19 protein-coding genes are annotated in these 22,982 nt (G+C 44.2%); 16 read left to right on the top strand and 3 right to left on the bottom strand.

Features of this window, described 5'->3' with window-relative positions:
- Positions 1-3 precede the first annotated feature (3 nt).
- Positions 4-1,434: a trimethylamine methyltransferase family protein gene (locus U2P91_RS09860; protein WP_204355494.1), complete on the bottom strand. Its 1,431-nt coding sequence runs from the start codon at positions 1,432-1,434 to the stop codon at positions 4-6.
- Between the two features lie 58 nt (positions 1,435-1,492).
- Positions 1,493-2,272: an aspartate/glutamate racemase family protein gene (locus U2P91_RS09855; protein ID WP_322519555.1), complete on the bottom strand. Its 780-nt coding sequence runs from the start codon at positions 2,270-2,272 to the stop codon at positions 1,493-1,495.
- Between the two features lie 683 nt (positions 2,273-2,955).
- Between U2P91_RS09855 and U2P91_RS09850 the strand changes: the two genes are divergently transcribed.
- The 16 genes from U2P91_RS09850 to dxs all read left to right on the top strand — a co-directional run bounded on the left by U2P91_RS09850 (position 2,956) and on the right by dxs (position 22,365).
- On the top strand, positions 2,956-4,596 hold the full coding sequence (locus U2P91_RS09850; RefSeq protein ID WP_322519554.1) for a BCCT family transporter: 1,641 nt from the start codon (positions 2,956-2,958) through the stop codon (positions 4,594-4,596).
- Positions 4,597-4,678: 82 nt separating this feature from the next.
- A complete protein-coding gene (locus U2P91_RS09845) occupies positions 4,679-5,896 on the top strand; it encodes an NAD/NADP octopine/nopaline dehydrogenase family protein (protein WP_322519553.1) in 1,218 nt (405 codons plus the stop codon).
- A 134-nt stretch (positions 5,897-6,030) separates the two neighbouring features.
- On the top strand, positions 6,031-6,885 hold the full coding sequence (panB, locus tag U2P91_RS09840) for a 3-methyl-2-oxobutanoate hydroxymethyltransferase (RefSeq protein ID WP_322519552.1): 855 nt from the start codon (positions 6,031-6,033) through the stop codon (positions 6,883-6,885).
- A gap of 49 nt (positions 6,886-6,934) precedes the next feature.
- On the top strand, positions 6,935-7,558 hold the full coding sequence (locus tag U2P91_RS09835; RefSeq protein ID WP_322519551.1) for a corrinoid protein: 624 nt from the start codon (positions 6,935-6,937) through the stop codon (positions 7,556-7,558).
- 12 nt (positions 7,559-7,570) lie between these two features.
- A complete protein-coding gene (locus tag U2P91_RS09830) occupies positions 7,571-8,368 on the top strand; it encodes a dihydropteroate synthase (protein WP_322519550.1) in 798 nt (265 codons plus the stop codon).
- Between the two features lie 139 nt (positions 8,369-8,507).
- Positions 8,508-9,353 (top strand): methyltetrahydrofolate cobalamin methyltransferase, encoded by an 846-nt coding sequence (locus U2P91_RS09825; RefSeq protein ID WP_322519549.1) that lies wholly within the window; start codon positions 8,508-8,510, stop codon positions 9,351-9,353.
- Positions 9,354-9,434: 81 nt separating this feature from the next.
- Positions 9,435-9,962 carry a DUF5067 domain-containing protein gene (locus U2P91_RS09820; protein WP_322519548.1) on the top strand — a complete coding sequence of 176 codons (528 nt, stop codon included), beginning with the start codon at positions 9,435-9,437 and terminating at the stop codon, positions 9,960-9,962.
- Between the two features lie 254 nt (positions 9,963-10,216).
- Positions 10,217-11,350: a tyramine oxidase subunit B gene (locus U2P91_RS09815; RefSeq protein WP_111887882.1), complete on the top strand. Its 1,134-nt coding sequence runs from the start codon at positions 10,217-10,219 to the stop codon at positions 11,348-11,350.
- 27 nt (positions 11,351-11,377) lie between these two features.
- Positions 11,378-11,686: a (2Fe-2S)-binding protein gene (locus tag U2P91_RS09810; protein WP_111887881.1), complete on the top strand. Its 309-nt coding sequence runs from the start codon at positions 11,378-11,380 to the stop codon at positions 11,684-11,686.
- A gap of 42 nt (positions 11,687-11,728) precedes the next feature.
- Positions 11,729-13,315: an FAD-dependent oxidoreductase gene (locus U2P91_RS09805; RefSeq protein ID WP_322519547.1), complete on the top strand. Its 1,587-nt coding sequence runs from the start codon at positions 11,729-11,731 to the stop codon at positions 13,313-13,315.
- Positions 13,316-13,318: 3 nt separating this feature from the next.
- Positions 13,319-13,636 carry a (2Fe-2S)-binding protein gene (locus U2P91_RS09800; protein WP_111887879.1) on the top strand — a complete coding sequence of 106 codons (318 nt, stop codon included), beginning with the start codon at positions 13,319-13,321 and terminating at the stop codon, positions 13,634-13,636.
- Between the two features lie 26 nt (positions 13,637-13,662).
- Complete coding sequence (locus U2P91_RS09795) at positions 13,663-14,790, top strand: NAD(P)/FAD-dependent oxidoreductase (protein ID WP_111887878.1); 1,128 nt, start codon at positions 13,663-13,665, stop codon at positions 14,788-14,790.
- A gap of 85 nt (positions 14,791-14,875) precedes the next feature.
- The gene (locus U2P91_RS09790; protein WP_111887876.1) at positions 14,876-15,718 is read left to right on the top strand and encodes a helix-turn-helix domain-containing protein; all 843 of its coding nucleotides are present in this window, start codon (positions 14,876-14,878) and stop codon (positions 15,716-15,718) included.
- Between the two features lie 247 nt (positions 15,719-15,965).
- Positions 15,966-17,390, top strand: a complete 1,425-nt coding sequence (locus tag U2P91_RS09785) for an APC family permease (RefSeq protein WP_322519546.1) — start codon at positions 15,966-15,968, stop codon at positions 17,388-17,390.
- Positions 17,391-17,578: 188 nt separating this feature from the next.
- Positions 17,579-20,308: an EAL domain-containing protein gene (locus U2P91_RS09780; RefSeq protein WP_322519545.1), complete on the top strand. Its 2,730-nt coding sequence runs from the start codon at positions 17,579-17,581 to the stop codon at positions 20,306-20,308.
- Between the two features lie 140 nt (positions 20,309-20,448).
- Entirely contained in the window at positions 20,449-22,365 is a 1,917-nt protein-coding gene (dxs, locus tag U2P91_RS09775) for a 1-deoxy-D-xylulose-5-phosphate synthase (RefSeq protein WP_322519544.1), read from the top strand.
- Between the two features lie 57 nt (positions 22,366-22,422).
- Here dxs and U2P91_RS09770 read toward each other — a convergent pair whose 3' ends face one another.
- On the bottom strand, positions 22,423-22,944 hold the full coding sequence (locus U2P91_RS09770; RefSeq protein ID WP_322519543.1) for a helix-turn-helix domain-containing protein: 522 nt from the start codon (positions 22,942-22,944) through the stop codon (positions 22,423-22,425).
- Positions 22,945-22,982 lie beyond the last annotated feature (38 nt).

The following is a 22,982-nucleotide window of genomic DNA, read 5'->3' as shown; positions in this document are numbered from 1 at the left end:
TATTTAGATGCGCTCCCGGTAACAGGTGGGAATGTAGTCGTTTAAAAGATCAGCCTGTTCGCAGGTAATATCCGGTGGCGTATAGCTGGCCAAGCGCTCTTTAACTGCGGCCTGGACATCTCTAAGCACTGGTTTGCTGCCATGTTCCTGCCATTGGTTGGGGTCTTCTTTGTTGAAGTATTTGGGAACAAAAAATTCCTCTTTAAACATTTTCGGGGTGCGACCCTGAAGGAAGTTACCGCGCGGGCCGATTTTGGTAATGAGATCATGACAGAGATAGCTTTCCTCAGTTTTGATTCCGCTCAGAAGCCGACGATTCATTCGGTAGGTGTCTTCATCAATTAGGAATTTTTCAAAGCTCAGGATATTAAAACTGCCCATGATCCCACACGAATGGAGCACCAGATCTGGAGCAGCTTCGAGGGTTGAGCGAATCATCATATCGGATTCAATCCCGGCCTGGATATCAAAATCCTTGGCATCACTTAAGCCGCCGCCGGTACGGCAGGGAAGCTTATAAAAATCGGCGAGCCCCCGGGTGGCATAAGCAATCAAGGCGGTTTCGGGGGCACCGATGCTGAGTTGAACCGTTCGCAGGTTGGTAGAGGCTGAGGTCTGTCCGTAAACCACCGGCAGCCCAGGTTTAACCAATTGGGACATGACCATACCGGCTAGAACTTCAGCATTTGTCATCGCAATTAGTCCGGCAACTGATGGCGGACCGGTCAGCACGGGCATTGCACAAGGGGAAAACCAGACCGGCTGATTCATTTCAGCAGCAACCAGGAACTTATCGAGCGGATCATGGTCAAAGCATAAGGGCGATAGCGAATTAATATGGATGATATTATTATAAACACCGCTGCGGCCTTCGAATTTTTCAATCAGTTCCAGACCCTGTTTAAACGACTCCCGGACCCCGGATTTTAACGGAAAGGTATTAGCCATTAAATGTAAGGCCGTTTTATTGGAATACTTTAAGATCATCGCGATCGGACTAAATACCCGTTCATCCTGGGTCAGGCTCTTGTCATCGAGAAAAATATTAAAATAGTTACAGTTAATGACATCACTGGTATCGGAGAGTTTGAACTGATCGACCGTATCATCATTGGTCATTTTATGTAAATGACCTTGCTCCAGACGGAAAATATTGCCGATGCCAGGCATCAGAATCAGGCTCCCGCCGCCAAGCGTATGATTTCCTTTGGAGTTTTCAATGGTAAAGGTTTCGGGAATGGTTGAAATCGCGGCCATGATCATTTTTTCATCAAGAAAGACGGTGTTCCCATCAATGCGGGCACCGTGAGATTTAAAAATATCCAGAATTTCCGGGTGTTCAAATTTTATCCCAACTTCGCTGAGGATCCGCAGTGATTCCTCGTGAATAACCTGCAGATCGGATTTTGACACATATTTTTCATAAGGTTTCATGGTTTTACTTCCTTTTCTTAGTAGTGAGTACTGATCACTAAAGTCTATTATAAAAGATTTAGATATGACCGTAATAATCCCGGTGAGAAATGCAGGAATAAGCGTAATCAAGCAAGGTTCCCCAACTAAATACAGGCAAATCAACAGCGCGTTGAATCGCTCTGGCAAAGGGCTGCATGCCGGTACATTCTAACATGATTGCCTTAATATCCGGGTGTTTGGCAGTAAATTCTTTGGTGATCCGAATCATATCCTGTTCTGATTCGTCATAGTAACTTTCTGGTATTACAGGACGTTTTTCATGATCCCATAGCGTGTCAAACTGCGGACAACCATATTCATCCTGGGCGCCGGCAATGTAGAAGTTGCTATTGAGATCAATCCCGACTTTTTCCAGATGCGTATTGGTCAAAAAACGTTTTTGGGCACAGATGATCCCAACCGCGTTGGTGGGTCCAATCAATTGCTGAATAAAGGGGACTTGCAGCAAACTGGACATAAAAACAGGAATATTGACAGCCGCGGCCACATCTTGCTGGAAATAGGCAAAATAGCCGCATTCAGCGGCAATCGCACGACAGCCCATCTGCTCCAGGTTTTTTGCGGCCTGGATAATGGGTTCCCGGCAGGGGCTTTTATCCTGTTCCCAGACCAGGGTATAATTATCGACGCCCCTGGCGATTTCATATTGAATCGGAAAACCCCAGGCACTGGCATTGCGGACATCACCAGGAAAACCGGGATAGGCATCATCTAATACCATGATACCAATACCCATACCATAGCAGGTATGGTTTTTTCGGGTTGTCATGTAATTAATTTTTAAATCTCTTTGCATTTCTTCCTCCTAAAAATTTGGGATGTTTAAATTAGTGCGAGTTGCCATTTATACTAGCAAGGTTTATGCCAATTTATGCTCCCGTACAAAAAGATGGTTAAGTGCCCAAGAAACATCAATCGATGAAAATTTACGAAAAAACACTGATTGAGATGCCGCCGATGACCTCTAAAATAATCAAAAAAGTGCAGATCTGAAGGAGCTACGCTATAATAAGAAAAGGAATAAAATGGTGATGGAGGACTCAAAAAAGTCGGAATTGTAATTAAATTTCACGTAAATAGTTAAAATAGCCTTAGAAATAGCAAAAAACGCCTGCAAAAAATGATGACATGCAAAATAACATTACAATATCAACCAGAAGAAGGCAAATAAAGGGTTTCGTGCAAAGGTTTACAAAGAAACGTTAGATTACCTGCATAATATTTTGCAGCCTATTCTTCCATCCCAAGAACATACATCCCCAATAGCCCTTAATTTCGCGTTATTTTCGAAATTTGATAATTTTACGAATTGGCATAAAGCTTGCTATAAATTATTGATATCGTAACGATGTGTGAAATTAAGCTGGGGAGGTGTTGATTATAGGGTTAAGGTAAGATGTATGGGGTTAGTTTGATTGAATTCACGACAACCAGGTCAGAAAGATCAGAAAAAGTTTAAGAATCAGAAGGAGAGAGTTTATGTTAAAAAGAATACGTATTGTACCCGTTGCGATTCCAATTGTATTAATGGGAATAATCCTTATTATCGGCTTTGTTTCGCCGGACGAGTTTACAACCAGAATGACTGATTTCTTTATCGCGTTAATGGCAAATGCCGGGTGGATGGTTTCTCTGGGGGTATTGATTTTTGTTGGCTGTATGGTGTTATTATTTGTCCATCCCTTTGGCAGTATTAAATTTGGGGGCGCAAATGCAAAACCAAAATATCGAACCTGGATCTGGTGGGCGATTTCGCTTTGTGCGGGGATTGGAACCGGGATCGTTTTCTGGGGAGCCACCGAGCCGCTGATGCATACTTTCGCACCACCGCCATCGGTTGGTCTCGAAGCCGGAAGTCTGGACGCCGTTATCTGGGGGATGAGTAAATCCTTTTTGCACTGGTCGTTTTCACCTTACGCGATCTATGCGGTAGCGGGAATTGCCATTGGCTATGCTTACTATAATATGAACAAAAGCTACACCGCCAGTGCCGGTCTTGTTTATTTAAATGATGGTAAAGAACTCAATTCAAAAATCAATACAGTTATTGACGGTATTATCCTATTCGCCATTTGTGGCGGTGTGGCTGGATCGCTGGGATATGGGCTGCTGCAAATTGGCAGTGGACTCAATTTCGTGTTTGGGATCGAACCAGGTCCGGCGGTATGGGCCGTCATTGCCTGTGTCATTATTGCATCCTATACGATTTCAAGTGCAACTGGCTTAGACCGTGGAATTTCCTGGCTCAGTGATAAGAATGCCTGGATTTTTATTGCTTTGATGATCTTTGTTTTGATTACCGGACCAACGGCTTATATATTCAATCTGTTTACGCAGTCATTGGGATATTTTATTAATAACTTTGTTGATCTAAGCTTATTTACCCAACCAATAATTGACAGTGATTTATGGCCGCAATGGTGGGATATGTACTGGATGGTTGACTGGTTATCTTTTGGACCAATTGTTGGTTTGTTTCTGGTTAAATTATCCTATGGCCGAACCATCAGACAGTTTATTACGGTCAATGTTATTCTGCCGGCAATGTTCGGGATTCTCTGGTTTAGTGTATTTGGCGGATTGGCATTAGACCTGGAACTCCGAGGTATTGCTGATATGTCGGGATTCCTGACCGACAATGGTGCCCAGGCGTTTATGATGTATATCTTTGAATTCTTGCCTTTTACTGAATTAATTCGCATTATCATGCTGGTCACTATCGGTTTATCATTTATTACCCTGGCGGATTCGATGACATCGACAATTTCGACCATGTCATTAAAACAATCCAAAGGTGTAAAAGAAGCGCCCCTGCCAATCAAAGTATTCTGGGGGATTTTCATCGGTTTGATTTCGCTGGTATTTGTAATCAGTGGCGGTATCGACGGGATCAAAATCGTTAAGACGATTGCCGGTTTCCCGATCCTCTTTATCGAATTGGCAATGATTCTGGGATTCCTCTACCATTTGTTCTCAGGTAAGCTCAAACGAGACGAAATAGAGTATGCTGATTTTATGGAACAGGAGGCAGCCGTCGCTGCTGATGAAGCCGCTGCGGAGCTGGCGGATCCGAAAATTCATAAAAAATGGTTCAATTTGGATAAACAAACGAAAAAGTAATCTTGGCACAAACCTTGCTTGTTCATTAGCGTTAAGAAAACGATTAAGCAATAAATAATTGAGATGATAAAAGGAGAAAAATATGGCAGACATGAGTTATTTAAGTGAAAAACCAATTGCAGTGTTAGGTGCCGGTGCAGTCGGAAAGGCAATTGCCGGAGACTGTGCCTTAGGGGGAGCCAAGGTAAGAATTTGCGATTTTGAGCCTTTTGCCGAAAAAACACTCAAGAATGTGGAAAAAGTTGGGATTAAATTCTTTGGCGAACAAGTCAATCTTTATGGTTTTGAGCGTGAAGGTTTTGCCAAAATGGACAAGGTCACCACCGATGTGGCAGAAGCAGTTAAGGGTGCTGGCATTATTGTGATCGCCACGCCAACCTTTGGACACAAACCTTTTTTTGAAAAACTGATTCCCTGTCTCGAAGATGGTCAGGTTATTCATATTTTTCCCGATAATTTTGGCAGTCTGATCCTCCGTAAAATGATGCGCGAAGCGGGCTGTACAAAAAATGTGATTGTCGGTGGATGGTCAAGTTCGACCTATGGTAGCCGGGTCGAAATGCCAGGAGGCGTCATTACCCATAAGATCCGGGTTTACTATCGGGCCATTACACTCCGGGGTGCAGCAATGCCCGCAACGGATACCAAAGCCTTTATCGAAAGCTCTAAATACCTGCCGTCAATGGATGCCGTGACAGAAGGTGACGGTGCCGTAGCTGGGGATACCGTTTTAGATACCGGGTTTTCCAATGTCAATCCGGTTCTTCATTGCCCGGGAGCGATTCTGGGGGTATCGACGATGGAAAACTTTGGAACGATTTTTGGTGAAGATAAATTCAAATTCTCAATTTATTCCCACGCGTATTGCCCTTCTATTTCCCAGGTTCAATATACCTTTTATCAGGAAGAATGTGCCCTGGCTGACACCATTGGGGTGGGGATTCAACCCTATGAAAAAGAACACTTCTTCTCCCGGGAGAATGTCCTGGGTCAGGAATATATGGGGTTTGACTATTTAATACCGTTTGATAAACAAGATCCAATCCAATACGGCACCGGACCATTTACGATGGAAAACCGCTATATCACTGAAGATATCCCGGTGGGATGCTTTGTCTATCAACAGTTGGGCGATACCTATGGCGTTAACACACCAGTAGTCGATTCAATGATCAGTCTGGCATCGGCAATTCTGGGCAGAGATTTAATCGCCAATGGCTATACCTTAGAATATATTGGCATTGACAAGATGACCAAGGAAGAGCTTAACGATTATTTAAGAACCGGAAAAACGAAATAAAAAGAGCATTTGTGCTGATCCGGAAACAAGCATAAAGAACCTCAAGCTGCCATCGGCTTTATCAGCAGATGGCAGGGCGGTTTGACAAATAGGGAAACTGACTTGAGGTTGATTAAAATAATAAGGAGCTTATGATGAAAAAAAGTATTATTAATTTTAGAGAAATGGCCGAAAGAAAAGAAAAGATAGTTTACATCACCGGGTATGATTATTTAACCGCAAAATATGAAGAACGGGCTGGCGTGGATATGATACTGGTGGGGGATTCGCTGGGAATGGTCACATTAGGTTATGAAACGACGTTTCCAGTGACCATGGATGACATGATTGCCCATTCATCGGCGGTCCGCCGGGGTGCCCCGAATACCTTTGTTGTTGGCGATATGCCCTACATGTCCTATCAGATCTCCAACGAGGAAGCGGTTTTTAATGCCGGGCGATTCACGAAAGAATCGCTGGTGGATGCGATTAAACTGGAAGGCGGCACCGATTCGGTGTGCCAACGGATCAAAGCGATCTCCGATGTCGGTATTCTGGTAATGGGCCATATTGGTTTAACCCCCCAATTTGCGGCCCAAATGGGCGGTTACAAGGCCCAGGGAAAAAGTGCTGGCGCGGCGATGGAATTGTTGCGACAGGCACTGGCCATTGAAGCGGCAGGGGCTTCCTTTATTCTGGTTGAAGGGGTACCGGCAGTGGTTGGTAAGGCCATTACCGAGCGCCTGAGTATTCCGGTGCTGGGAATTGGTGCTGGTTCGCATACTGACGGTCAATTATTAATTTATGCTGATATGGTCGGCTACTACGATGATTTTACCCCTAAATTTGTGAAAAAATATGCCAATGTGGGTGCTGAGTTACTAAAGGGTTTTACCGCTTTTTGTGATGAAGTGCGCAATGGTGCCTTTCCTGATGATGCGGTACATACCTACGTCATTGCCGATGAAGAAGCCGCTGAACTGGAAAAGCAATTAGCTGAAGTTAAATAAAACAAATTTAAGATCGATTTGAAATTAAACAAAGATTAAGGAGAAAAAAATGAGTGTACAAAAGATATATGATGCCATTTTAGAATTAGATGATGATGAAGTAGTGACAGCTGTGCAGGAAGCCATTGATGATGAGGTTGATACCAGTGTGATTTTAAATGAAGGGCTCATTGGTGCAATGGACGAGGTGGGTCGGTTGTTCTCGGCAGGAACTCTTTTTGTGCCGGAAATGCTGATGGCCGCCAACGTTATGAAAATCGGATTAGATATGATCAAGCCACTATTAAAAGGTGATAACAGCGGCAGAGGGATTGTGATTATTGGTACGGTTGCCGGAGATCGACACGATATCGGCAAAAACCTCGTCTCGATGATGATGGAAGGGGCTGGTTTTGAAGTGATCGATCTGGGTATTGATGTTCCAGCTGAAAAATTTATTGATGCCGCAAAAGAAAAAAGTGCCGATCTGATTTGTCTGTCGGCACTCTTAACAACCACCATGGCAGCCATGGGAGAAACCGTTTCCGCCATTAAAAGTTCTGGTTTACCGGTTAAAACAATGGTCGGCGGCGCTCCGGTAGGTCAGGATTTTGCCAACGATATTGGTGCCGATGGCTATGCCCCGGATGCCGGTGAAGCGGTAATGCTGGGCAGAAACCTGATGGCGTCATAAACGGAGCGCCCAATGATTATCGTCGGAGAACTAATTAATGCCAGCCGCCAGGCGGTTGGCGATGCCATTAAGCGTGAAGATCACGCCTTTATAAAGAAACTGGCGCTCGATCAAGCCGAAGCCGGAGCGACTTATATCGATGTGAATGCCGGTATATTTGTCGGCAAAGAAGGCCACTACATGGAGTGGCTGATCAACAATATAAAAGCCGTCACTACGCTTCCCTGCTCAGTCGACAGTCCCGATCCTAAAGTGATCGAACAGGGACTAAAACTCAGCGGAGATGATGTGATGATTAACTCCATTTCGCTTGAAAAAGATCGGCTCGATGCCATTTTACCGCTTGTTGCCGGAACCTCTTATAAAATTGTGGCGCTCTGTATGGATGACGAAAAAATGCCAGAAACCATGGAACAACGGCTAAAAATTGCAGATGTTCTGATTAATAAACTAGTTCAGAACAATGTTAAGCTGGAAAACATCTTTGTTGACCCCCTGGTACAGCCGATTTCTACCGATAAAACCTTTGGCATGGGTTTTATTGATTCAGTTTCCGAAGTTATGAAAAACTACGAAGGAATTCATACGATCTGTGGGTTATCAAACATTTCCTATGGGTTGCCGGAACGCAAATTCCTCAATCGAAATTTCGCGGTAATGGCGATCGCCAAAGGACTGGACGGACTCCTAATCGACCCCCTGGACAAAAAAATGATGTCGAGCATTTGCGCGGCCGAAACCCTGGTGGGACGAGATGACTTTAATGTAAAATACCTGAAGGCCTATCGGAAGAAAAAACTGGAAGTTTGATCTGACTTAACTTGATAACAAAGATCTCGCTATATTTGTAGTGATAGAGCGTTTGCGATAAAAATGCATGTTTGTTTCAGGCACTCCGTTTAAGAGTGCCTTTTAGAATTTGTGAATGACAAAAAAACAGGAGATAGAGATGATTATCATTGGAGAAAAGATTAATGGTACCATTCCCGCAGTGAAAGAAGCGATCGAAAAAAGAGATGCGGTTTTTATTGCCGATCGGGCAGTGAAACAGACTGAAGCCGGAGCCGATTTTATCGATGTATGTGCCAGCACCGCCCCGGAATACGAAATTGAAACCCTAAAATGGTTGATTGAAGTAGTTCAGGATGTTACCGATACACCCTTATGCATTGATAGCCCCAACCCCCGGGTGATTGAGGCCGCTTTTAAATATGCCAACAAACCGGGGATGCTCAATTCGATCTCGGAAGAAGGCGACAAGTGCGAGGTCTTGCTGCCCCTAATGGAAGGCAATAGCTGGGAGGTAGTCGGACTTACCTGCGATAACAACGGTATCCCCACTGATTTACAGACAAAGCTTGACATTACCACAACGATGGTGAAAAAGGCGGCCAAATATGGCATCGCTCCGGAACGTATGCATATTGATCCCTGTGTGATGGCATTGTCAACGGACAATCAGTCCTTGTTGAATTTTGTAAAAGAAATTAAAGCCATCAAAGCACTATATCCAACCATTCATGTAACCGGTGCGATCAGCAACATTTCTTTTGGCCTGCCGCTTCGGTCGTTGATTAATAAAAATGCTTTAGCCTATGCCATTCAGGCCGGGATGGACTCGGCGGTGATGGACCCGATGAACCGCGATATGATGGGGACAATTTTTGCCACCGAGGCCTTGTTGGGTCGGGATAAACATTGCCGCAAATACAGCAAAGCATACCGGGCCGGAAAAATTGGGCCGCTGACAAAGCAAAAATTACAAACGCAGTATTTAGTCAATCAGGAAAATTAACGATTGAGATCACAAGGATCAGCAATTCTCCTTGCCTTCCTCTTTCAGTGGGGCTATAATTTAAGCATACGGAGGTGGGTTATGAAAAATAAGAGTATCTTTCTGATGCTGGGGGTTTTAATTGTTTTTGGGCTTACCGGCTGTGGATTGGAAAATATTTTTAACCTTCAAACAGATTCAGCCAGTACCCAGGCCAAAAAACTACCGGAAATGGTGATAAATGAGCCCTTTTTAGTAACCACTGTCATTGGCGATTACAGTGTCGCAATTAACGGAGCTAGAAAAACTGCAAAAAGAAGTGCGGATACCGATGTCAATCCTAAACAGGTTATTTTTCTTGATTACACATACAACAATATCAGCTATCAGAAAAAATATGACATGGATTTTTTTCTGGCCCAGGGTGACTTTGTGGTGGTCGATGACAAAGGGAATAACCTTGAGGCCTATAATATTAAAGACCCTAACCGAATGATTCAGGAGACCCCGATTGGCGGAAGCTGTTCGGCAAGCATTGCCTATGCGCTGGAAACAGACAGTAAAACCCTCACCGTCACCTTTGTCAGAGGGAAAAACGAGATTGCCGAGATCACCGTCCCCATCACATAAAAGTATGCGCGAGTAATAATTGTCAAAAATTTAAAAAAAGTTCCGATTTTTACAATAAGATCCATTAAAAATAGCGTAAAGTATAGACAGAAAGACAAAGCGGTCTGATTTCCCAAGGGAAGTAAGCGCATTGTCTTTTTTTATTTTTGAAGAAAATGATTTAGAAGAAAATGATCTGCTTGTGTAGACGATGATTTTTTTAAAAATTATGAGAAACACCTAGTTGTATTTCAAATAAAAGATGAGGAGAAATAATGATGGAAACTAAAATTGATTTTTTATACTTAAATGAACCGGATATGATAAGAGCCGGGGTTTTGGATATGGCCGGCTGTGTGGACACGATGATTGAAATGTTTAAACTGATGAGCGATGGCGATTATATTATGGGCGGAGCAAACCGGAACTCCCACGGCATTATGCTGTCCTTTCCGGAAAGCTCACCCTTTCCCAATATGCCCCTTGATGGACCGGATCGACGCTATATGGCTATGCCAGCCTATTTAGGTGGTGAATTTGATATGGCCGGAATGAAGTGGTATGGGTCGAATACCAGTAATAAGGAAAAAGGTCTGCCGCGGTCGATTCTGACGGTGATGTTAAATGACAAAGAGACGGGGGCTCCGATGGCATTGATGTCGGCGAATATCTTAAGTGCCATTCGCACCGGCGCGATTCCCGGAGTCGGTGCCAAATATCTGGCCCGAAAAAATTCACGGGTGGTGGGGATCATTGGCCCTGGGGTCATGAATAAAACTGCTTTGGCGTCGTTTATGGTGACCTGTCCAACGATCGATACCATAAAAATAAATGGCCGCCGCAGGGCCACTGCCGAAGCCTATGCGGACTATGTTAAAAGAGAATTTCCACAGATTAAAACCATTGAAATTGTGGATACCATGGAAGCAGCGGTCAGAGGATCTGATATTGTCAGTGTGGCAACATCGGGATCGGTGGGTTCTGAGTCCTATCCCTATATTAAAGAAGAATGGATTAAACCCGGCACCTTATTCTGTATGCCGGCAAATGTTCGGTTTGATGACGATTTTATCTTAAATCGGGCTAGAAATGTGGTTGATAATTTCAAACTCTACGAAGCCTGGAGTGAAGAATTACCCGCACCGCGCTATGAAATTGTCGGATTATTAGCTGTTCACTACATGGATCTGATTGAAAAAGGAATCATGAAACCCGAGGATGTCAGCGATCTGGGTAACATTATTGCCGGCAGAACACCGGCCCGGCAATCAGAGGATGAGATCATTCTTTACACCGTCGGCGGCATGCCGGTGGAAGACATTGCCTGGGGTACAAGACTTTATCGCAAGGCCCTTGAAAAAGGGATCGGAACCAAGCTGAACCTCTGGGACGAACCCTATCTGGCATAAATCGTTATCACTGAAAGGAGCATCAAAATGAGAATAACAGAACACCCAATTTTGGGTGAAAGCAATAAAGGCCGCTTGGTCACCTTTTACTTTGATGGAAAACCGATAGAAGGTTACGAAGCCGAACCCATTGCCATGGCGCTACGGGCGGCTGGGGTGATGGCTTTACGCCACACGCACAAAGAAAATACCCCAAGAGGCATCTTTTGTGCCATTGGCCGCTGTACCGATTGTGTTATGGTTGTGGATGGCAAACCAAATGTACGAACCTGTGTTACCCCGCTGGTGGCAGGAATGACTGTTTTAACCCAATACGGGGTGGGTGCAAAAAAGTAAAAACAACCTGGGTTAAGGACAAGAAAAAGGAATAGGTGGGTTATGAAAAGATATGATGTAATAGTCGTCGGTGCCGGTCCGGCCGGGCTATCCGCCGCCATTGAGGCGGCCAAAAGAGGACTGCGGGTCATTGTTTTTGACGAAAATGCCAGACCCGGCGGACAATTATTTAAACAGATCCATAAGTTTTTTGGATCAAAAGAACATAAGGCTAAAATCCGTGGCTTTAAAATTGGCGAGGATTTATTAAAAGAAGCTCAAACTGCTGGGGTCGAGGTGGTCCTGAATGCCGTAGTGGCTGGGCTCTATCTGGATAAGGAAGTGCTGGTTTCCCAAGGTGATGAGGTGATCCATTACAAAGGGGATGCCATTATCGTAGCAACCGGTGCCTCCGAAAATATGATCACCTTTGATGGTTGGACCTTACCTGGCGTTATTGGTGCCGGAGCGGCTCAGACGATGATGAATCTCCACCGCATCCGACCGGGGAAAAAAGTGCTGATGCTGGGAACTGGTAACGTCGGGCTGGTGGTCAGCTATCAATTGCTGCAGGCTGGCTGTGAGGTGGTGGCCCTGGTGGATGCCGCTCCCAGAATTGGCGGCTATGGGGTTCATGCTGCCAAGCTGGCCCGCTGCGGGGTACCCTTTTATTTGTCCCACACCATTATCAAGGCCCATGGTAATGACTATGTTACCGGAGTGAGCATCGCTGAGGTGGATTCAAAATGGCAGGTGATCCCGGGATCACAAAAAGATTTTGAGGTCGATACTATCTGTCTGGCGGTCGGTTTATCGCCGATGTCCCAGTTACTTAAAATGGCTGGTTGTGCGATGGAAGAAAATCCCGCCAAGGGTGGTTATGTGCCAATGGGTAATTCTTATGGCGAAACTTCGATAGCGGGAATCTTTGTGGCGGGTGATGTTTCCGGAATTGAAGAGGCCAGCTCAGCCATGATTGAGGGCCGTATCGCCGGTGTGGCGGCGGCTGCCCGGTTAGGTTTTATTGACAGCGAAGAACTAACCGATAAGGTCCGGGAGTTGGAAGAGGCGTTGCTGGCTCTAAGAGCGGGGATGTTTAGTCCCGAAAACAAGGGCCGGGAAGTCAAACACACCGAGGAAGGCTATGAGGTTTCCCAGAGTTTGTTGACACGAGGCTATCTCACCAACGAAGAAGTTTTAAGCTATCCGGGCGTCACAAAAGCAAAAGGGATTCGTCCCGTTATCGAATGTTCCCAAAATATTCCCTGTAACCCCTGTCAGGATGCCTGTCCGAAAAAGTGTATCAGCATCGGTGAAAAAATCACCTCCCTGCCCGTAGTCAGGGCCGATGCTCAGTGTTCGGGTTGCGGCCTCTGCGTGGCGGCCTGTTCCGGACAGTCGATCTTCTTAGTCAAAGAGGACGAAGAAGCGGGCACAGCAATGGTGACCATCCCCTATGAGTTTTACCCGCTGCCGGAAAAAGGATGCCAGGGAATGGCCCTGGATCGTAGTGGTCAAGAAATCTGTGGGGCGGAAATTACGGAAGTCAAAAGCCTTCCGGCTTTTGACAAAACCAGTTTAGTAACCATGAAGGTGCCGCTTAGCATGGCCATGAAGGCCCGCTTTTTTAAAGCGGCACAGGAGGTGTAGACGATGCAAAATAACAAGGATCGATCACGAAATCTGGGTGACTATCTCCCCGCGGCAGATGACGCCATGATCATCTGCCGCTGTGAAGAAATCACCAAAGGCGAAATCAGAAAAGCGGTTCACGATGGGATGTTCACATTAACAGAAATCAGACGCTATTTAAGAACCGGTATGGGTCTCTGTCAGGGACAAACCTGCGGCCGCTTGATCAAGGGGATTGTAGCCCGGGAACTTGGGGTATCCCCCCTGGATCTGGAACCGGCGGTTTCCCGGGCACCGATGCGGCCGCTTGAAATGAAGGTTTTAGGAAATGAAAAATAGAAGAGAAATTAGATGAGGAAAATAACATGAAAAACAATGCAGACATCATTATTATTGGCAGCGGCGTCATTGGCAATGCAGCCGCCTATTATCTGGCTAAAAAAGGCTGTTCTGTTATTGTCCTGGAAAAAAGCGAGAGCATCGGGAATGGCGGATCGTCCCGAAATGGCGGCGGTGTTCGCCAGTCCGGCCGGGACAAACGGGAATTGCCGCTGGCCATGTATGGCATTAAAAACATCTGGCCAACCCTGTCCGAGGAACTTGATATGGATGTGGAATATTATCAGCAAGGGAATCTGCGTTTGGGTAAAACTGAAGCGCATCTTGATATTTTGAGCGGATTGACCAAAGACGCTGCCGCTGGCGGCTTGGAGGTCCGGATGATTGGCGGTGAAGAAGCCCGAGCGATCTGTCCTTATCTTTCGCAAGAGGTTACCGGTGCCAGTTGGTGTCCCACTGATGGTCATGCCAACCCGATGCTGACAACCCTGGCTTATTATCGGAAAGCCCGACAGTTGGGGGTTCGCTTTATCACCGGCGAAGGAGTCCAGGAGATCCGTAAGATCCGGGGTAAGGCCAGGCAGGTGGTGACCCAAAACGCTGTTTATGAAGGGGCGACGATTATTCTGGCCGCCGGTTACGAAAGCCGGGAACTGGCCTCCCAATTAGGAATTGATATCCCCATGACTCAGGCTTTGCTGGAGGTATTGGTCACCGAAGCCCAGCCGCCGATGTTCTACCAGATGCTGGGAACTGCCGCTGCCGATTTTTACGGGCACCAGAGCACCCACGGTTCCTTTGTTTTTGGGGGATCATCGGGGTTTGAAGGGGTGAACCGGGACAATGGCACACCCACGACTGCCAGTATTACCGCTTCCTGTATTTGTCGGGGAATTATGAAGTACTTTCCGATGTTGGAGGATGTCAAGATTGTTAGAACCTGGGCGGGTTGGATGGATGTCTGTGCCGACATGGTACCGGTCATCAGCCCGGTGGAAGAGGTGCCGGGACTGATTATTGCCGCCGCCTTTTCCGGCCATGGCTTTGGCATCGCGCCCACGGTAGGGTTACTTTTATCCGAACTGGCAACAGCAGAAACAACAACCCTGGATCTGAGTGCGTTTCGATACGACCGCTTTAAAGCGAAAATTTAAGGAGCGAATCATTGTATTTTCGAATATTCGTATGTTATAATGTACATATGCCAAAGTGGTAAAAATAACAGGACGGAGGAGGCCAATGATTGGTGATCAGAATAAAATAATTGTCAGTCCCAAGCAGCCTTATTTTGTGATGGCAACCTCGCGTTATTACAAGGCGGTGGTGATGGATTATGGCATTTCTCATTTTTATAGTTTTAATAATGATGTCATCGGCAATGAAGTTATTGCCGTGCCCGACGGATGCATCGATATGCTCTTTTGCTGCGATGACAAACAGCCTTATGCCAATATTTGCGGAACGGTGTTACAGCCCCGGATCGTGAATAATAAACGCAGCTATTTTTTTGGCATTCGTTTTATGCCCGGTTTGTCCTTTAACTTTAATCATGTGGCGATGTCCGATTTTGTGGAAAATCAAATTCCCTTTCTGGAAGTGATTAAAAATAAGGAATTGTTTGATACGATCACCACCAGCCGAGATTTTAATAATCAGATCCAGGCGTTTTTAAAAATGTATATCCCCCTCTATCAGCAGTCTCAGGCAGAGGATAAAAACAGAAATTTAAAGCAGTTTCTGCTTAAAAAAATAAGCGCTACCGCTGGCCAGATCAAGGTCAGTGAATTGGCCGAAACCGCTGGTTATTCAGTGCGCACCATTAATAAGGTGTTTTCCCGGGAATTTGGCTTGCCGCCGAAGATCTTTTGTAAACTGATCCGGTTTCAACATTTGTTGAGCAATCTCAATAATTTTGATAAAAACATTTTTGATGCCAATCTGGCACAGCTTTCCATCGAGTTGGGGTACTATGACCAATCCCACATGATCCGGGATTTTTATGAACTCACCAATACGACACCGGGAAAGTATGTTCATTCTTTAAAGGAAATAGAATATAACAAGCGATTAATCGTGATTTAAAGATAAATTATGATTTAGAAATTATTGTTATTATAAGTCGAATTAACATTAATGTAGGGGCGATTATTAATCGCCTGCACAATTACATGTATCAATTGGCAAAATCTTTAATCAAACGTATAGAGAATAAAAAATAAAACAAGAGCAAGGGTGCTCGGATATCTGTTAGCAGGTGTCCGGGCATCTTTTTTTATGGCTTCACAAGAAAAAAATTTTATGATGAGAATTTAATTATAAGGAGACGATTATGGAAAACAAGAAAAAACTGGGATTGGGAAGCGCCGTGTCGGTATGCGTAGGACTCATTGTGGCCACCAGCTGTCTGCTGACCCTGGGTCGTGGAATGGGCCTGGCCGGAACCGGATTTATTGTGTCGTTGTTTGTGGTGCTGATTTTAAATATCATGCTATCGATTACCTTTGGTGAGCTTTATGCAATTATGCCGAACGTGGAAGGTGGACTGGGACAATATACCCTGGCTGGTCTGGGGCCGGTGGCGTCGATTATCTCAAATCTGTCAGCCTATGTGATTACCAGCATTCTGGCCGCCTCGGTGGAGATGGCCATGTGTGGGATGGTCATTAATGCGTACTTTTTACCAATGATTCCCGCACCAGTTCTTAGTGTGGCCATCCTGTCCATCTTATTCTTTATTAATTACAAGGGCGTCAACCTTTTTGCCAGGGTTCAAAGCATCGTAGTTGTTTTGCTAATCGGATCGATGACCGTGATGGGCATTATTAGTTTCTTTAAGCTGGGGGTTGGACCGGTAATAACGGCAGCCCAACAGACCGCAGCTCCGGTCGTTGGGCTCAGTGGCTATGTCTCACTGGCAGCCGTGGCATTCTGGTTGTTTATTGGTATCGAATTTGTGATTCCCCTGGCTAAAGATTTAAAGAACCCCAAGCGCGATGTGCCCCTGTCCATGATTCTGGGGATTGTGATGCTATTTGTTGTCCAGGCCATGTTGGGTGTTGGGATGACCAATTATGTCACCCTGGCAGAATTGGGAAGCGAGGCATTGCCGCATATGATCTTTGCAGAGAATTTATTGGGACAATTTGGAGTCTACTGGATGGGGATTGTCACCCTTTTAGCAGGTGTCAGCACGGTTAATACCGTACTTGGCAGTGTCGGTAAAATTCTCTCCGGGATGGCTCAGGATGAGTGTATGCCCAAAATATTTGCCAAAAAGAACAAAAACAAGGTGCCGATTGGCGGTCTGATTCTCATTTTTGGCGGTAATTTTGTTTTGCTGGCAACAGGGTTTACCCAATCATCAGGTCTTTCCAATATCTTATTGGCGGCATCTTGTTTCTGGTTAACCTCCTATATTCTGGTGAATATTTCGGTGTTGGTCCTGCGAAAAAAATATCCGGATATGCCGGGTCGAAATAAGAAGTTGACCTTATTTGGAATTCCACAATTTTTATGTATCGCCGGTAATCTTTTTATGATCTGGAACATTGCTGAGGGGGAAGCCCGAACGCTGATCTATAAGATCTTCTTTATCTTACTGGCACTGCTTGTCACCTATTCGGTGGTGTGGGTAAAGATCATCAAAAAAATGCCCCTGTTTCACACCCCGGATGTGCATGCACTTAATCTAAAAAGTGAGGCACCAGTAGTAGTCATCGAACCGAAAGCGGTTATTGAACCAAGTATCGGCTAATGCTCTCAACAAAAATGCCAAGTATCGTTCAAATAAGGATTTAAAACCCAAGTAAAAAGCACAAAAAAAGCTATGCATCTAAGATGTGTGGCTTTTTGTTGATTTTTACTCGGGCATGGATTTAATTGCATCACTGTGGTCAGTCGAGTATAATGGTCATAAGAAATTTGATCGAAAGGACAATGATGATGGAGACTAAAAATACGCGCATAAAACAGATGCTAAAGAATTTTTTAATGATCTTTGTAGCAGGATTGCTGATTGTGGTGGCTTTGGCAGGTCTTTTTATTAATATCAATATTGAAAATGAAAAGAACATCATAAAAATCAGACAACAAAATAGCGGTGAGATTGTCAGCGTCAACGTCAATTTGATTTTTGAAGATATCAATTCAGATGGTAACATTATTCTGCACTCGGGCGAAATGAAGGACTATATTAATAACTCGGCGGATGTTAATAATCAAGGTGAGTTAAAACGAATGCTTTCCAACATGATGACAAATAAAAAAATCTATGATTCGATCCGGTTTGTCGGCATTGATGGGGCTGAAAAGGTGCGCGTGAATGATACTGAAAATGGCCCCACAGCGGTTGCGGACAGCGCCTTGGAAAATAAGGGTGATCAGACCTATTTTTTGGAGGCAATGAAGCTGAATTCCGGTGAAATTTATATTTCACCGATGGATTTGAGTAAAGAGGGGGGAGAAGTCGAAATGCCGGTAAAACCGGTAATGCGACTGACGATACCGGTTTTTAATGATGAAGGTGAACGACAGGGAATCCTGGTTTTAGACTATCTGGCTAAAAATATGTTGGATCAAATCGAAAATGATTCACAAAGCAATATGGATATGAAGGTTTTGCTATTAAATGATGAAGGTTATTATCTGTTAAGTGAGAACAGCGACAAAGACTTTTCGTTTATGTACAGCAATCACGAGGAAGGCACATTCAGCGAGGAAAATCCGGAAATTTGGCAGGCCATTTTGAACAACGGCAATGGCTATTTCGATGATGGCAAGGATCTCTATTTTTATACGCCCATTTATCCATTAGAAGGCTATCAAAATCTGCGGTGGATCTTAGTTGGTGCGGCTCCTCTAGACACCTTAGGCGTTTTTATAAATGAAAATAACCGGAACATGATGCTTATCGCCGCTTTGCTGATTCTTGTTTTAGGCATTGTCAGCCTGATAGTTGCCCGGTTGCTGATACAGAAAAAGGAAGCCAGCTCCCGGGAGAAAATCACCGACAGTATTTTTAAAAATTCCAAAGAAGGGATTATCATTATGGATGCCGAGATGCGGGTTGTCTATATTAACAAGGCGTTTTCAGCCATTACTGGCTATTCGGAAGACGAGATCATGGGCAGAAAACCGATCGATTTCAAAGCAGAGGAGAATTTACATGCGGTTTACCGCGAGATCTGGAAAACGGTCAAGGAGGAAGGCAACTGGCAGGGAGAAATTGTCGATGAAAAAAAAGATGGCACCAGATATTCCAAATATATGACCATCTCGAGAATGTTAGACAGCAAAAGTGAGACCTTAAGTAATTATCTGGAGGTCATTGAAGATTTAACCGAAATAAAGATTACTCAAGAGGCCATCAATAAAATTAAACATTATGATGAAAATACCGGACTGCCAACTCAGGCGCTTTTTGAGATTAAAACCCGGGAATTTATTAAGCAGGTTGATCATCTGGCGATCATTGTTATCCAGATTACAAATTTTAATCGGCTGCGTGATAATTTAGGAAAAGAAGTCAGGAACATTTTCATGAGAGAGGCATCCCGGCGGATTCAGACATTCTTAAACAGTGGGGATCTCCTGGGACTTCTCCGTAAAGACGAGTTCGTCATTTCTCGGGTTAATTGTGTTGATAGATTGGCAATGGATCATCTGATGAATAAGATGATGATCTATTTAAAAGAACCTATCGACATTGGTGACGAGAAGGTTTACCTAAACGTGTCGATTGGCATCGCTGTTTTTCAGGAGGATAGTGCTGATCTGGAAAAGCTCATTGAATATGGAAACATCGCTAAAAACTACGCCCTTCAAACGGGTGATAACACCTATGTTTTTTATGAAAAAGAGATTAAAGAAAATTATTTTAACAATTTAAAGTTAGAAACCGAGCTGCGGAGTGCGCTTGAAAAGAACGAACTCAGTTTAGTCTATCAGCCCCAGGTGCAAGTCGGAACCAGGGCAATCTTTGCCAGCGAGGCCCTGTTGCGATGGCATAACGGGAATCTCGGGCAAATCAGTCCAGATCAGTTTATTCCGGTGGCAGAAAGCACCGAATTAATTATTCCCATCGGCAATTGGGTTTTGGAAGAAGCGATTAAACAAAACAAAAAGTGGCTGGATCGAACAAACAAAAAAAATGTGGTGGCGGTGAACTTATCGCCGATTCAATTTAAAAAATCAGATCTTCCGCAAATTATTGAGACGCTTCTAAAAAAATATGAAATGCCGGCAGAATTGCTGGAAGTTGAAATTACCGAAGGGATTCTAGTTGAAAATATGGAAGGGGCCAGAAGTCAACTGGAGAAAATCAAAGCCCTGGGTGTTAAAGTGGCCATTGATGATTTCGGGACCGGTTATTCATCCTTAAAATACCTGCGAAATTTCAATTTTGACCGTCTGAAAATTGATCGGGAATTTATTAAGGATTACCCGGCAAATGATAATGGAAAGATTGCCAAAGCCATCTTGAACCTGGCAAAACAAATGGATTTGAAGGTCATTGCTGAAGGGGTTGAGACGATTGAACAATTTGAGTTTATGAAAGAAAATGGTTGTGATGAAGTTCAAGGCTATTATTTTCATAAACCCCTATCAGTCGATGACTTTGAAAAGCTGATAACAGAGAAGGTTTCAGAAAAAAATTCAGGTGAAGAGGATTAAAGAAAAATTATTTTTCCTGTGATATGATTGCGGCTTCAGTCGGGTTCAAATAAGAATCTGTAAAAACAAAAAACGATCAAAATAATGCTGCGATTGATGGCAATTGTTTCGATGATCCCTAGCGGTGTGGGGAAGAAACAGTGAAAGGATTCAAATTGACGATATTAAATGATATTTTATCCCCCCAGGATTTAAAGAGTCTGTCCCGTACAGACCTTGATAATCTGGCCGGAGAACTACGGAGTAGAATTTTAGAAACGGTATCAAAAAATGGTGGACATCTGGCTTCCAATCTGGGTATTGTTGAAACCACCCTGGCTATCCACCTTGTTTTTGACGACCCCGATGATCAAATTGTTTTTGATGTAGGTCACCAATGCTACGCTCATAAATTGTTAACCGGACGGCAGCAGCAGTTTAATACCCTACGTCAGTGGCAGGGTATCTCTGGTTTTACCAATCGGAACGAGTGTGATGCTTTTGGGGCCGGGCATAGTGGTACTTCCGTATCGGCGGCCCTGGGTCTGGCCATGGCCAATCAGTTAGATGGCAAGCAGCATTATGTTGTTGCTGTAGTGGGGGATGGATCATTCACAAACGGGATGATTTATGAAGCCCTAAATAATTGCAATAAAAAAAATCTGAGATTAATCATTATCCTCAATGACAATGAAATGTCCATCTCGGAAAATGTCGGTGGCCTATCTAATTATTTATCAAAAATCAGAAACAGTCAGAATTATTTTAATTTAAAACATCATACCCAGTCTGTTTTGCATAGGATTCCCTTAGTCGGGGAGGGCCTGATTAAAGGTACCCGAAAATTTAAAAAGCAGATAAAAAAACGGGTGGTAGCCGAGAACTTTTTTGAACATTTGGGTCTGGATTACCTGGGACCGGTTGATGGTGGTGATCTGAAAAAGTTGGAATCGGTGCTTAGTGAAGCAAAAAGCAAACAAAATTGCTGCCTGGTTCATGTCCACACGGTAAAAGGGAAGGGTTATCAGCATGCCGAGGAGCATCCGGAAAGGTATCATTCTTCAGGCCCCTTTGATCTGTCCAAAGGAATTGAAGCGAAACCCTCGGGAGATACTTTTTCGGCCGTTTTCGGAAAGATCATGGTAGCTGCAGCGAACACCGACGCTTCCATCTGTGCGATTACCGCCGCGATGACCGGCGGCACCGGCCTGGATAAATTTTCTCAGGCTCATCCCCAGCGCTTTTATGATGTGGGGATTGCCGAAGAACATGCCGTCACCTTTGCAGCCGGTCTTTCGGCCAACGGAAAAACCCCGGTTTGTGCCATTTATTCAACCTTCGTCCAACGGGTTTATGATCAACTGATTCATGATGCGGCCATTCAAAAACTGCCCTTGATTATGGCTCTGGATCGGTGTGGACTGGTGCCCGGAGACGGGATTACCCATCAGGGCATCTACGACTGTTCTTACCTCTGCTCCATCCCGGGAATAAAGATTTATAGCCCGGAAACCTATGATGAAATGAAAATGAGCTTTGCAACCTGTTTTGAAAATAAAAGCCTGGCAGTGATTCGTTATCCCAAAGGTGCCGAGAAAAAATATGACCGCAGTGGGTTTATAAAGCTTAAGGGTTTGAGTTATCAGGATTTTTTCAATCAGGATGTCAATAGAGCTGCCCATCAAACCGTTAAACCAGAAATTGTGATGGTAACCTATGGCAGGATAACAGAAAATGCCTATGATGCCATTGCCCTGTTAAGGGCAACGTATTCCATCCGTCTGATCAAGCTGGTCAAGGTTTATCCCCTTGATTTAAGCGAAATGCTGCCACTGCTACAACAGCCAGAGCTTGTCTATATTCTGGAAGAAGGCGTCAAAAGTGGTGGCATCGGAGAAAAGCTGGCCGCTGCGATTGCCCAGGATGAGCAAATAAATCCTGGCAAATTGCGGATTCGTGCGATTGAAAACCCTTTAATGGAACAGGGCGATCTGACTTCGTTGTATGACTGTTGCGGGTTTTTACCTGGGCAGATTGCAACTGAGATCGCTAAAATAGTAGAAAAAAAAACGGCGTAAGCCGCTTTAAATTTAGATGATTTGTTAACTAAAAAAATGCATAAACGACCCAAATCGTTATTTATAGACACTAACGGACATGGTTTTAAAAATCGCATATAGGTCACAGCCCTTGGTAATATGCATATTATTCATGGATTTTCTGGTGATAAGTGACATCAAAGGAATGCCAATGTCCAGAACAACCTTAACGCCATCATTGTTTTCGATCAAATCAACAACAACCCCTTTAAAAATATTTCGGGCACTGCTGGTAAATGGTTCCAGACTGAGAATAATATCCTCCGGTCGGATAGAAAGTTTCACCTCTCCAGTTAATTCGGTATGAACATGGATCGTGATATCATCCACTTTGACAAATTGTTCATCTGCTTCCATAAACACCGTTCCCTGATACTGATTGGATGAACCCTTCGATTTTAATAAATAATTTTCGAACTGGGACTGGGAAATGCGCAGATGCTTACCTAAACGATGGGCATCAAGATCGCCCCGTTTGATCATTTCGTAAACCGTGTTTTTAGTTATTTTAAGTTTTTTGCTGATTTCTTCTGGGGTGTATAAAAGTTCATCATTCACTATGATCGCCTCCTCTTTGATTATCTTTCTATTATATA

Source organism: Acetobacterium sp. K1/6 (assembly GCF_034438075.1).
Classification (GTDB): Bacteria; Bacillota; Clostridia; order Eubacteriales; family Eubacteriaceae; genus Acetobacterium; species Acetobacterium carbinolicum.
The sequence above is the reverse complement of the archived record's forward strand: the minus strand, read 5'-3'. Positions and strand labels throughout refer to the sequence as shown.